Annotated in this window: 12 protein-coding genes; all 12 read right to left on the reverse strand. The window is 38.6% G+C overall.

Features of this window, described 5'->3' with window-relative positions; genetic code table 11:
* Window positions 1-29 precede the first annotated feature (29 nt).
* Complete coding sequence (gene hrcA, locus MHH95_RS18470; RefSeq protein WP_340728815.1) at window positions 30-1,055, reverse strand: heat-inducible transcriptional repressor HrcA; 1,026 nt, start codon at window positions 1,053-1,055, stop codon at window positions 30-32.
* Between the two features lie 154 nt (window positions 1,056-1,209).
* Window positions 1,210-2,355 carry a radical SAM family heme chaperone HemW gene (gene hemW / locus MHH95_RS18475; RefSeq protein WP_340728816.1) on the reverse strand — a complete coding sequence of 382 codons (1,146 nt, stop codon included), beginning with the start codon at window positions 2,353-2,355 and terminating at the stop codon, window positions 1,210-1,212.
* Window positions 2,356-2,492: 137 nt separating this feature from the next.
* A complete protein-coding gene (locus MHH95_RS18480; protein ID WP_340728817.1) occupies window positions 2,493-2,819 on the reverse strand; it encodes a geranylgeranyl pyrophosphate synthase in 327 nt (108 codons plus the stop codon).
* Window positions 2,820-3,523: 704 nt separating this feature from the next.
* Window positions 3,524-4,390 (reverse strand): 2-oxoacid:ferredoxin oxidoreductase subunit beta, encoded by an 867-nt coding sequence (locus tag MHH95_RS18485; RefSeq protein ID WP_191698327.1) that lies wholly within the window; start codon window positions 4,388-4,390, stop codon window positions 3,524-3,526.
* 2 nt (window positions 4,391-4,392) lie between these two features.
* Window positions 4,393-6,126, reverse strand: coding sequence for a 2-oxoacid:acceptor oxidoreductase subunit alpha (locus MHH95_RS18490; RefSeq protein ID WP_340728818.1), 1,734 nt, complete (start codon window positions 6,124-6,126; stop codon window positions 4,393-4,395).
* A gap of 339 nt (window positions 6,127-6,465) precedes the next feature.
* On the reverse strand, window positions 6,466-6,747 hold the full coding sequence (locus tag MHH95_RS18495; RefSeq protein WP_191698329.1) for a stage V sporulation protein S: 282 nt from the start codon (window positions 6,745-6,747) through the stop codon (window positions 6,466-6,468).
* A gap of 120 nt (window positions 6,748-6,867) precedes the next feature.
* Entirely contained in the window at window positions 6,868-7,590 is a 723-nt protein-coding gene (locus MHH95_RS18500) for a CpsD/CapB family tyrosine-protein kinase (RefSeq protein WP_340728842.1), read from the reverse strand.
* 1 nt (window position 7,591) lies between these two features.
* A complete protein-coding gene (locus MHH95_RS18505; RefSeq protein WP_340728819.1) occupies window positions 7,592-8,308 on the reverse strand; it encodes a YveK family protein in 717 nt (238 codons plus the stop codon).
* Window positions 8,309-8,417: 109 nt separating this feature from the next.
* Window positions 8,418-10,217, reverse strand: a complete 1,800-nt coding sequence (locus tag MHH95_RS18510) for a polysaccharide biosynthesis protein (protein WP_340728820.1) — start codon at window positions 10,215-10,217, stop codon at window positions 8,418-8,420.
* A 189-nt stretch (window positions 10,218-10,406) separates the two neighbouring features.
* Window positions 10,407-10,931, reverse strand: coding sequence for a VanZ family protein (locus tag MHH95_RS18515; RefSeq protein ID WP_340728821.1), 525 nt, complete (start codon window positions 10,929-10,931; stop codon window positions 10,407-10,409).
* Window positions 10,932-11,033: 102 nt separating this feature from the next.
* Window positions 11,034-11,942, reverse strand: coding sequence for an LCP family glycopolymer transferase (locus MHH95_RS18520; protein WP_340728822.1), 909 nt, complete (start codon window positions 11,940-11,942; stop codon window positions 11,034-11,036).
* Between the two features lie 795 nt (window positions 11,943-12,737).
* Window positions 12,738-13,535: a TIGR00282 family metallophosphoesterase gene (locus MHH95_RS18525; RefSeq protein WP_340728823.1), complete on the reverse strand. Its 798-nt coding sequence runs from the start codon at window positions 13,533-13,535 to the stop codon at window positions 12,738-12,740.
* Between the last annotated feature and the right edge of the window lie 40 nt (window positions 13,536-13,575).

Here is a 13,575-nt window from a genome sequence, read left to right on the forward strand (position 1 = left end):
ACACTCGCTGACGCAATAACACCGGGGCGTTATTGTTTCTTATCGAAAAACGCTTGGGACAGACTGTTCGTCATAACATCCAACAATGTCACAACCCGTCTATAGTCCATACGCGTTGGACCGATAATTGCGATAGCCCCTTGCTGTTCTTCACCGACTAAAAAAGAAGCGGTAATTACACTGCAATTTTCCATCGCTAAATGATTGTTTTCAGAACCTATTCGAATTTGAATACCATGATTGCCCTGATTAAATAGCGTTTGAACTTGATTTTCCTTATCAAATAAATCCATCAGCATTCTCATTTTGGCTAAGTCATGGAATTCAGGCTGGTTTAACATATTCGATTTCCCACCATAATAAACTTTACTCTCATTCTGGTGTGAAGTAATGGACAATAATGACCGAACAATTGATTCCGATGCGTTAATATGAGATTTCAATACTGATAATGCCTCTGTTTGAAGCTTTGTTGGAAGATCATATAATGGTACACCTACTAATCGGTCATTCAGAATATTTACCATTTTTTCTATATCATGCGGGCTAAAACCCGTTGGTAACGTTAAAGTACGATTTTCTACATGACCGTTATCCGTTACAATAATAGCCACTGCCGTTTCCTCTGTTAAAGGAACGATCTGGAATTTCTTTACACGGTGCTTCTGCACATCCGGACCGAGCAATATCGTCGTATACGTCGTTAACTCCGACAAGATATTCGCCGATTCTTTAATAATTTGCTCTGCCTCAACAATTTGTTTTTCAAAGAGCGAATGAATTTGTGCTACTTCGCCAGTCGAAATGACTTGAGGCTTAAGTAAATGGTCAACATAAAAGCGATAACCTTTTTCGGATGGCACTCTCCCTGAAGAAGTATGCGTTTTTTCTAAATAGCCTAATTCCTCTAAATCAGCCATCTCATTACGTATCGTAGCTGCACTGTACGTAATACCTTCTTTTTTCGATAGTTGACGCGAACCAACAGGCTGAGCAGACATCACAAAGTCATCTACGATTGCTTGCAATATTTGTAACTGCCGATTTGTTAACATCTCTTCACCTCTGTTAGCACTCGATTAAGAGGAGTGCTAATATATTATATAAATTAGCAAATCTCTAAAATGATGTCAATGAATTCGTCCGAAATTTTTAATATTCTTTTTGTGTCCATTTTACGCGCAGTAGGATTTACATCGAATTTGGATTTTACTCCCCTACTAAAAAGCGTTGAAAAACTTCATTGCCTATAAATCGGCCTTTTCTAGTTAAGCGAATGCCTTTTGTATCAAACTCAATCAATTGTTCCTCCAGCAAACGTGAAATTGTTTCCTTATAAAGGTCTTCCATTGATTGATTAAATTTCATTTCAAATTCTTCATGTGTGACACCAGCCGTTTTTCTAAGCCCTAAAAACATTTGCTCTTCCAGCTTTTCTTCAACTGTCACTTCATGCTCATGCAATAGCGGAAGCTTTCCTTCCATAACGATTTCAATATATTTTTTTATCGGTGCGACATTTGAATAGCGAATACCGTTTAAATAACCGTGAGCGCCTGCACCAAAACCTGCATACTCATCATTATCCCAATAAATTTTATTATGTGTAGATGTATAGCCTTCATGCGCAAAATTACTAATTTCATACTGATGCAGTCCATGCGCTTCCATCGTATCCATTAAAACACCGTACATACTAGCTTCAAGATCCTCGGTCGGCAAAACCAATTTCCCTTTTGCATATTGAATGTAGAAAATCGTTTTCGGCTCGACGATTAACGAATAGGCTGAATAATGGGGAAGCTTTAATGCCAATGCTTTTTCCAATGTATCTTGCCACTGTTCCATCGTTTGCCCTGGCAAGCCATACATTAAATCAATGCTAATATTCTCAAAGCCGACGTTTTTTGCGTTTTGAATTGTTTCATATACATGGTCATTGGAATGCGTACGACCAATCTTTGTTAGTAATGATTGATCAAACGACTGTACCCCCATGCTTAAGCGATTTACGCCACCATTGTAGAGCGCCTGTAATTTCTCAATAGTGAGTTCATCCGGATTTGCTTCACTACTAAATTCTTTTACGGATGACATCGGAATATGTTTCGTTATTAGCTGTAATAATTTCTCAATTTGCTGTGCGGATAATGCAGTAGGTGTGCCCCCACCGAGAAAAATTGTTTCTATATTAGTAAAAGCTTCAGGAGTTTTGGCAACCGTCATTGCCATTTCACGTCCTAGTGCTTCAATATACTCATCAACTGGCTGATTTTTAAAAAATACTTTATTAAAATCACAGTAGTTACAAATCTGATGACAGAAAGGAATGTGAATATATACACCTCTAGCCATTTAAATCACTTCCTTAATATTGTTATTCTCCTTTATTGTAGCCTTTCTACATTAAAATACAAATAGAGGCACTCAGAAAGGAACGACAAAAAAAGCTTTGTTAAATGAGATCTCATCCAACAAAGCTTTATAATCTATTACATGGAAAGCACAGGCTCTTCTTTATTCATAAGCATAATCAAATCAATGGCATTTAATTCCGGCAGCTTTGAACAAAATAATTCTGCCTCTTCTACTGTTTTAAATTGGAATGATTCAAGTTCCTTTGCCAATTCATATTGATCTTCAACTAAACGAATTGTGTAAAGACGTACAATTGGATTGCACTGCTTGGAAGCATCGAAGTTTTCTCCCGCAATCACAATACCCGATGTGCCGGAAGCTTTACTAATGATTGTATCCACAATATGCAGCTCATCTTGGACAAACCACTCAGGTACCATAAGTTGAATTTGACTGTTCATAAAATCCATCCCCCTAAAATGTATTATTCTAGCTGTGTTTTATCTATTTTTTACAGCAGTTTCCCCAATTATTAAAATAGCGTTATTTTTACTGAAGTTGATTGTTTTCTACTACAGTAACACAAGCATAAAAACCCAATATTTTTACATCTTTTATAAAATAATTATTGCTATTGTACTATAATGGGCAGCTTAATAATAGAAGTTATCCCAAAAATTTTTAATATAAATTACCAAATATTAGGTAATTTAACATATGGGATAATTTAACATATCACTCAGTAATATATCTTATTGATTAAATATAACAGGTATTTTGTTGAATTTCACTACTTTTCTGAAAATAATTAATAAAAATCATAATTTTATGTTTTTTTGCTGAATATCAAAAAAGTAGCATGTTATAAATAAAAAAACATACTATTTAAAATTATAAATCACTTTATAGGAGTGTTTAGAAAAATATTCGTATATAAATAATTAGAAATTCCCACTAAAAAATATTGTGGGGAAGTTTATTGGACAATGTTGATATGTACTATTCGCCACTACGGATTACTTATTCGCCACCTACAACCAGATAATCGTCAAGTCGCTCAACTTATTCGCCACTCAACCACAATTATTCGTCACCCTCTCACCACTCCAAAATAAAAAGAGCTATACAAGCTGTAATTTCAGCCTGTATAGCTCTAAATTTTTATTTACATGAATTCTTTAATTAGTTGATCGAATTGATCTTCCGATAAGCTAATATCGATATCAGTTAATGGTAGCTCTGAATAGCCTTTAATTTTATCTTGATAAGAAGTTGTTTCTGTATCCTGATAAATAATGCCTGTTACAAGACCTTCATGGCGCATTACTGTTTGCATCGCCATTTCGCGGTTAGAAGAATCATAGCCTTCGATGTCCGCAAGCTTTGTTAAGTTTTCTTTGAACCAGTCGTATGTGTTCACTTTGTTGTACGTTACACATGGCGAGAATACATTAATGAATGAAAAGCCTTTATGGTTTAAGCCAGCTTCAATCATTGCTGTTAGTTCTTTAATATCTGTTGAGAAGCCTTGTGCCACAAATGTTGCACCTGCTGTTAAAGCTACTTCCAACGGCTTTAATGAAGGCTCGATTGCCCCACCTGGTGTTGATTTCGTAATGAAACCAGCAGCAGAACGTGGAGAAGTTTGCCCTTTTGTTAATCCGTAAATTTGGTTGTCCATTACTACATACGTAATGTCGATATTACGACGGATTGCATGGATTGTGTGACCCATACCGATCGCGAAGCCATCACCGTCACCGCCTGAAGCGATTACTTTTAAATCTTTGTTGGCCATTTTCAAACCTTGTGCAATCGGTAAAGCACGACCATGAATACCGTGGAAGCCATATGAATTAATATAGCCTGAAATACGACCTGAACAGCCGATTCCTGAAATGACTGCCGTTTCGTTCGGTTCATAGCCTACGTTTGCTGCTGCACGCTGAATCGCCGCTTGTACGGAGAAGTCACCACAGCCTGGACACCAGTTAGGTTTTACGGAATTTCGGAAATCTTTAAATGTTGCCATGATTAAATTTCCTCCTTCACTAAGTTTGTTAATTCACGTGGTAAGAAAGGTGTACCATCATATTTTAAAATCGACTTCGTCTTCGCGTGACCACCGATATTCATTTTCATCACATTTGCAAGCTGTCCTGTCGCATTGTTTTCCACGACAATCACTTTTTTCGCTTTATCCATTAATGCGCTCATCTCTTCTACAGGGAACGGATGGATTAGCTTAATATGGGCGTGGTTTACTTTCATACCTTCAGAGTTCAGCTTTTCCTGTACTTCTTCAATTGCTCCGCGCGTTGAGTTGAAGCCTACAAGTAAAACGTCCGCATCTTCATGAGGCGCGTTCACGTATACCGGATTTTCAAAACGGACATGCTGTAATTTACGCATACGCTTATCCATTTGCGTGCGGCGGTTACCAGTCGCTTCAGATGGCTTACCAGTTTCATCATGCTCAACACCTGTTACGTGGTGAATACCGCCTTTTAAACCTGGTAATACACGTGGTGAAACGCCGTCTTCTGTATTTTCATAACGCTTGAAGTAATCTTTCGTTTCTTCATCTTCAACCGCTTCCACAATTTTACCGCGGCGAATTTCAATTTTGCTGTAATCAAATGGATCAACTGACTGTTTCCCTAATGACAACTGCAAGTCTGTCATTACGATTACCGGCAATTGTAGTTCTTCGGCAATGTTAAATGCCTGGATCGTATCGTAAAACGCTTCTTCCATTGTAGAAGGCGCAATGACTACTTTCGGAATTTCACCGTGTGTACCGTAAAGCATTGCCATTAAGTCAGACTGTTCTTGCTTTGTTGGTAAACCTGTAGATGGACCACCACGCTGTGTATCGAAAATAACAAGCGGTTGTTCCGTCATACCTGAAAGACCGATCGCTTCCATCATTAATGAAAGACCAGGACCTGCTGATGCTGTAAATGCACGCACACCACCATAGTTCGCACCAATCGCCATTGTTGCTGCTGCAATTTCGTCCTCTGTTTGAATAACCGCTCCACCTACTAATGGAAGCTTTTTAATCATGTATTCCATAATTTCAGATGCCGGTGTAATTGGGTAAGCTGCCATAAAACGAGAGCCAGCTGCTAATGCACCTAATGCCGCTGCATCGTTACCGATCATGAACATACGGCGTTTCCCGTCAGCAGGAGCAATCTCCCAAGTACCTACACGGTCACCAATTTGCTCTGAAATCGCCTGACGTCCGCGTTCAATCGCTTCGATATTCTTCGCAACGACTTCTTCACCTTTACGTCCGAAAATTTCATTTACAACACTTTGGAAAACTGATTCATCCAAGTTTAAAAGTGCTGCAGATGCACCAATTGCCACCATGTTTTTCATTAAAGACGTACCAAGCTCAGCCGCAATTTCCGTAAATGGCACAGCATATAATGGTGCGACACAATCTTCCGGATTTGTTGGATTGAATTTCGCATCGGCTAAAATGATACTGCCTGGAGTTAATTCTTTATAGTTCACGTCGATTGTTTCCTGGTCAAACGCCACTAGTATATCTAAATCGTCCGCAATTGCGCGTACTTCTGTTGGACGAACTGTAATTTTATTATTCGTATGGCCACCTTTAATTCGAGAAGAGAAATGACGGTAACCGTATAGGAAATACCCTAGACGATTCATTGCCATTGAGAAAATTTCACCTGTACTCTCAATCCCTTCACCTTGCTGCCCACCGACTTTCCATGAAAGCTGATGTAACATATCAACATCTCCTTAAAATTTCTGTATTATATAATGGTTAGAGCGAATGTAGCTAGCATCAAGCTTTGCTACGTATAGATATTTTTCCTACATTAGTTTAACATGAAGTGTAAGTCTCTTCTATTGCAAATGTCATATAGTAGTAAAAATCAGACCTTTGACGGAAAGTTTCTGTACACAATTAGTTTTGCGGGTAAAGTTGATTATTTATGCAGTTATTTAAGAAACGAAATTTTTTACATTTTGTTTCATTATTATGTAATGTATTTATTCTAACAAAATATCTTGAAAACAAAAAACACCCGCTTAGCACTACCTAGGTGCTAAGCGGGTGTAGGACTATTGATTATTAGCTGAACGAGTTCTTTTTTCAACGAGTAATTTTAACGCCGTACGATCTTCTCCTGCAATTGTAATGTCTGCGAAAGCCGGGGCACAAATTAAATCTGTACCACTTGGTGCCACAAACCCTCGAGCGATTGCTACTGCTTTAATTGCTTGATTTAACGCACCTGCACCTACAGCCTGCATTTCTGCAAAACCCTGCTCTCGTATAACCGCCACGAGTGCTCCTGCAACAGAATTAGGATTAGAACGAGATGATACTTTCAATGAATCCACAGCTATTTCCCCCTCATCTAGTACTGCAATATCTTTTTAGACAATTTTTATTGCCTGTACGTCATTGTATGCGCGTTAATTCTAAAATAGACTTCAAAAATCATTGACTCCTAAGAAAAATTAATCTGCTAAACTATAGTTTTCATAATCATAATAATAATGATGGGTTGGTAATTTGTAATTGTTCATTACGACCCCTAAAATTTTCGTTTGCGAAGAATCCAAAATAGATTTGGCCTTTTTAACAGCCCTTTTATCAACATTCCCAGTATTTAAAATTAAAATCGAACCATCACATTTACTCCCCAAAATTTGCGCATCCGAAACAGATAGTAACGGAGGTGAGTCGACAATAATAATGTCATAGTCTTTCTTCACCTCGAGAAGCAAAATGTCCATCGTTCTAGCGGAAAGTAACTCAGACGGATTTGGTGGAATTGGACCACTCGTAATAACATCCAGTCCAACAATAAATGTCTCCTGAACCGCCTCATGCATCGCCGCTTTTCTTGCCAAAATGCTAGAAAGACCTACTTTATTGAACGTTTTAAACGTATGGTGCAAAGTCGGTTTTCTCATATCCCCATCAATTATGAGCACTCTCTTACCTTCCTGGGCAAATACAACGCCCAGATTTGCAGCATTTGTTGATTTCCCTTCCCCCGGTGTTGAAGAAGTAATTAAAATAGTTTGCAACTGCTCATCCGGCATTGAAAACTTAATGTTTGTGCGGATTGTACGGAATTGTTCCAAAACAACGGATTTCGGCTCGGATATCGTGACAAGTTTTCGTGCAACTGGCTGCATACTGTTTTTCTTTTTTTTGCTTCTCAAATTGAACATTTCAACTTCTCCTCGCTTTTCGGGAATATCTTTTTTTCGTTTCTTCATCAAAAAAACCTACTATTCCGATGACAGGCAATTCCAAATACTCCTCCACTTCCCGCTCACTCTTTATCGTCATATCCAAATATTCCAGCAGAAAAACGAATCCAACGCCGATCATAAGACCGATCAATCCCCCAATTGCTATATTCATCAGCTTTTTCGGTTTAACAGGAGATGGATTATCACTATATTCGGCAGCAGATAATATGGAAATATTATCGACCCGCATTAACTGCGGTATTTTTTCTTTAAATACTTCCGCCACTGCATTTGAAATATCGACTGCATATGCCGGATTGGGGTCCTCTACGCGAATATTAACAACTTTAGAGTCATTTTTGCTCGATACAAAAATCTGTTTCATCAATTGTTCCGGCGTCATGTCCAAATCAAGTTGTTCCAAGGCAGGGGTTAGAATGACCGGACTTGTGATGATGACATTATAAGTATTGATTAAACGCAAATCTGTCTCGGTCGTTCGCATCGAGTATAATTCCTCTGGACTAATGTTTTGGTTGACTAAAATCTGCGTTTGGGCCTGATAGATAGGGGTTAGAACAAAAAAACTAATACCTGTACTAATTCCGATCCCAACGACTGTAAAAAAAATGATAAGCCATAAACGTTTTTTAATTATTTTTGCAATTTCCTGTAGACTGATTGTTTCTTCCACTCTATTTCCCCCCTTGAAACAACTATGCTGTCTCTCTATATATTCAATAAATTGCTATATTATACGGTTATTTTTAATAAAAGTGTTGCATACACCAGACACGCTTTAGCTATGCAATCGTTTTTTCCTTTTCTTTAAAAATCCATCTGCCATTAGCAATATCAACGAGCTTTTGTTTCAGTTCCGCCAATTCGCATTCTTTCAGTTCAATGAGTACTGCCATCAAAAGTTGCTCTTTCAAGCCATTTGCTTTGCCGACATGAATTTTCGGATAAATATGTTCCTCCTGAATTTCTTCAGGATTCAATAATTCCTCAAACATTTTTTCTCCTGGGCGGATTCCGGTATATTCAATGCCGATTTCATCTTCAGTAAAGCCTGATAAGCGAATCAGATTTTTGGCTAAATCGACAATTTTCATCGGTTCCCCCATGTCCAGTACAAAGACCTCTCCCCCATGCGCCAGTGCACCTGCCTGCAATACGAGCCTGGAAGCTTCAGGGATTGTCATAAAATAGCGGGTCATTTCGGGGTGTGTAACCGTAACAGGTCCACCGGTTGCAATCTGTGCCTTAAACCTCGGAATGACACTCCCCCGTGATCCAAGAACATTGCCAAAGCGTACTGCCGCAAAATTCGTATCACTGTATAACGCCAAATTTTGAATGATCATTTCAGCAATACGTTTCGTTGCGCCCATTACATTAGGAGGGTTTACCGCTTTATCGGTTGAAATCATGACAAAATTGGACACCCCGAATGTATGGGCAGCGTCTGCTATATTTTTTGTTCCAAATATGTTATTTTTCACTGCTTCCCGAGGATTGCTTTCCATCATAGGTACATGTTTATGGGCAGCGGCGTGGTAAATAACATCTGGATTAAACTGCTGGACTACTTCAAAAATCCGGTCTCTATCTTGCACATCTGCTATAACCGGAGTAAATAGTACGTTTTTATATTCAGTTTTTTCAGATAATTCAAGATGGATTTTATAAATCGAGTTTTCTCCATGCCCGAGTAAAATGATTTGTTTAGGATGGAAATGGGCCGTCTGTCTGCAGATTTCCGAACCAATCGAGCCACCTGCCCCTGTTACGAGGATGACTTTATTCGTAAGGTTATTAGAAAGAGTTAACATATCGAGTTTTACTTCTTCACGGCCAAGCAGGTCCTCGATTTTAATTTCCTGCATATCATTGACCGATACTTTACCTGTCATGACATCCTCAATTTTAGGCATGATCTTAATTGTTGCTTTCGTCTCACCGCAGCGTGCATAAATTTCTTGAATTTCCTTTTTGCTAAGGGAGGGAATCGCCAAAATAATTTCCTGAATGCCCTTTGCTTGGACAATTTTTGGAATGTCTTCTGTAGTTCCGCACACTTTTACATCCATTAAGTTTAAGTGCATTTTGTTCCGGTCATCATCCACAAGGGCTACTGCCTCATATTCAGATGAATTGCGTTTAATACTTCGTAAAAGCATTGTCCCTGCTTCCCCGGCCCCAATAATGAGGACACGTTTGACATCTGCATGATTTGGCTTTTTTGCATTCCAATCATGAGTAAGTCTCAGTAGGAAGCGTGACCCGCCAATTAATAAAATCAATAATAACCACGTAATCACCATTACGCGGAAATAAATATCACTTTTTAGGACCAACTGCATGGCACTTGCTATTAAAACCGATGTCGAAACCGCATAACCGATTGTCAATAATTCTTTTACAGACGCCAGACTCCAGATCCGATTATACAGTTGAAATATGTAGGCCATGATATGATAACTAATTAACAATGTGACTGAACTTATGTTAATAACAGAATCCGAATAAATATTAAATGTCGGATGTAATAAAAAATAACTAATAAAAATGGCTGATAATACAATCAGCGAGTCTAGCATGGAAAAAACCGTGTACCTGGCAGTATAGTTCACTAATTTTCCTCCCTCAAAATACCTACAGAAATAAGAATTTTAAAAGTTTTTTCCATCCCCCCCAAAAAACGTTTAGTTATATTAGCATATTCGCGATAGTGGAAAACTATACCTTACTACCAAAAAAGAGAGTAGACTCTTGTATTCGACAAGAATCTACTCTACATTTTTATTCATATTTCCAAACCTTTTCATCGGCTCTTTTTCACGTGTCTGTTTAGCACGAGGTTTTCTGCCTTTCCCTATAAAACTGATAATAGAGGCAATCGTAATCCCACACGCCGCCCCGGCACAGTCAATTAGGACATCCTTTACTTGCCCGCCTCTTCCATCAACAAATAGCTGATGATATTCATCCGCAACTGCGTACGCCATACATAAAAAGAAAGCAAGTACTATACTGAGAAATCCTTTCATCCCACTCATCTTAAGAGCTGTAAACACAAATATTCCAAGGAAAAAAAAGATAATGAAATGCGCATTTTTCCTTACAACGTGATTAGCCTGTTTGGCATCTTCCCACGGGGTAACGACTTCTACAATTTTATTAACTTGTTCGGTAACATTTTTACTTAGACCATTTGATACATGTGCTGGCTGCTGAGATAAGTAAAAAATAAATAGCATCCAAAAAATAACGATTCCCCAAGAAAGTACTTTTACAATTTTAATATCTATCACCTCAAACCATTGAAAGCTAATATAATTTATACTACCAAAATAATACAGTAAAGTAATTTTGATTACAGCTATGAGCTTTCGCTGTTGCCTATTTATAGTTGTTTATATTTCCATATGTTTTTTTAAATCTTCCTGAAGCTGCTGCAATTCACTTTCATCCGGCAAATAGTAATAAATGCCGTCCAGCTTCGTATTCGTGCCTTTGTTCATATAAACTTGCTCTATCTTTTTTAAACTATCACCATAATTTTTTTGAATACTAAGGAGATCCTCAAATGGGACATTCATTTCTACATTTTTCTCCAAAGTTTTGAAAATCGATTTGTAGTTCCACACTTTTTTTATCGACAAGCTTTCGTCTAAAACGCCTTGAATCACTTGTTTCTGTCGATTTTGTCTGCCGAAATCACCAGTCGGATCGTCATAGCGCATACGTACGTATTTCAAAGACTGCTCACCATTGAGTACTAATTCCCCAATCGGAAAATGCTCGCCCTGAAAATTGAAATTCAAGGTGTTTTTAACCTTTACCCCACCGAGGATATCTATAATATCGACAAAACTTACCATATTCACTTTCACTACATAATCAATTGGAATGCCTAATAATTTCTCCACCGTTTTCATCGACATTTCCATGCCACCAAAGGAATAAGCATGATTGATCTTGTCTTTAAAGTCTTTCCCCACCATCTCGGTATAGGTATCCCGTGGTATACTCAGCATTTTTGTCGTTTGAAGTGTGGGATTGACGGTCAAAACAATCATCGTATCCGAGCGCCCAACATCGCCTTCCCGTTCATCTACCCCTAAAACGAGTGCTGAAAACGGCTCCATTTCTGTTGTAATATTGACTGGCTGCATCCGTATTTCAGATGATTTATCCTCCATCGGTGTATAGATCTCATTTGCAGTACTTTTGATATCTCCATATACATTCAAAATGACAATGAGACTCGTACTGACTAAAACAATTGCGGTGCTAATTATCCATTTCCATGCTTTTTTCATCCTGATTCTCCTCAGACTCTTTTCAACTATAGTAGAGAGCATATGAACTATAATTTCCACCGCAATTGCTAAATATTCACTCACTTTATGCCATTAATATCCTACAAAAAAGGCTCATCACCATAACATGGGGTTGCTTTTCTAATAAAATTTCACTTGATTGATTGGTGGGCTACGGCAAGACAGCGCTAAAGCCACGCGATACGTGTCTTTATCACTGCCTTTATTGCCGTTTGCGAGGCCCACCAATCCCAAAATTTTGCCCTTGTTATAAAGTGAAGTAAAAAACACCCAATCAAGCCGCTTGCGCTATCGCGAGGCGGCAGAGAGCGGAAATGCTATGTTTTATAATCTTCATTTTTGCAGAAATTCACTTTATCCAAAGCAGAGTGACGTGGAGCGAAGGGTGAGCCTCCACAATATTCGCATCAACGAAAAGAGTTGTGCGAAGTGTAGGGGCGGACTCCTTGGCGATTAAGCGTGCGCGGAAAATGGTTGCTCCTGTCGCTGCCGCTTTCGTCGCAAAGCTTTTTGACAAAAGCTTTGGAGCTACGCCGCCCGGAAAGCCTGCCCCGGAACGTAGTACAACGGACGCGAGCTTCAAAAACACTTGCTTCAACGCGTTTTCCCCGTAGCGTAGCAGAACGGACTTAATTAGAAAATATTATTTTTTCAATTTTGTCATCCCCAACTTATGGTGATGAACCACAAAAAACACCTACGCATTGAATAAAAATAGGCAATTGCCAAGTTTTCAATGGTAGGTGTTATATTTCGACTGATATTTACTTTAATTTAAGCTCTAAAAGGATTGTCTTCATTAATAAGTACACGTTCCTGTCTAATCGCTTTTCCTGTTTTATCATCAATTTCGACAAAGAATGCGCTCAATACAGCACGGCCTTTTTTCGGTACTTCATAGCGTGCAGGCATATTTGTCAAAAATTTATAAATGACATTGTCTTTCCCCATACCAAGCACTTCATCATATGGTCCTGTCATACCAACATCCGTAATATATGCAGTACCACCCGGATATATACGATTGTCAGCTGTCTGTACATGCGTATGCGTTCCTACAACAACAGAGGCTTTGCCATCCAAATGCCAGCCTAATGCAATCTTTTCACTTGTCGCCTCTGCATGGAAATCGACAAATACGATTGGCGACGTTTTTTTCGCTTCTTCGACCATTTCTACTGCCATTGCAAATGGATCTTCATGCGGCGGTAAAAAAACACGGCCGTGTAAATTAATGACTGAAATTGTTACACCGTTCTTCGACACCTGCGTCATCCCACGTCCTGGAGCGTCTTTTGAAAAGTTCGCCGGACGGACTAAGTAATCCGCATCATCGATAAAATCAAAAATGTCTTTGTTATCCCACGTATGGTTACCCATCGTAATGACATCGACACCCATTTGCAGCAAATCATTATAGATTGCACGAGTAATACCGCGCCCTGCTGCAGCATTTTCTCCGTTTGCAATAACAACATCCAAATTATATTTTTTCTTTAATCGCGGTAAATACTGCTCAAGAGCATCGCGACCAATCGAACCGACGATATCGCCAATAAATAATACTTTCATTTTATAAAACCACACTTTCTCATGTTAAGCATCCATTTTA

This window comes from Solibacillus sp. FSL K6-4121, assembly GCF_038002585.1.
Taxonomy (GTDB): Bacteria; Bacillota; Bacilli; order Bacillales_A; family Planococcaceae; genus Solibacillus; species Solibacillus faecavium.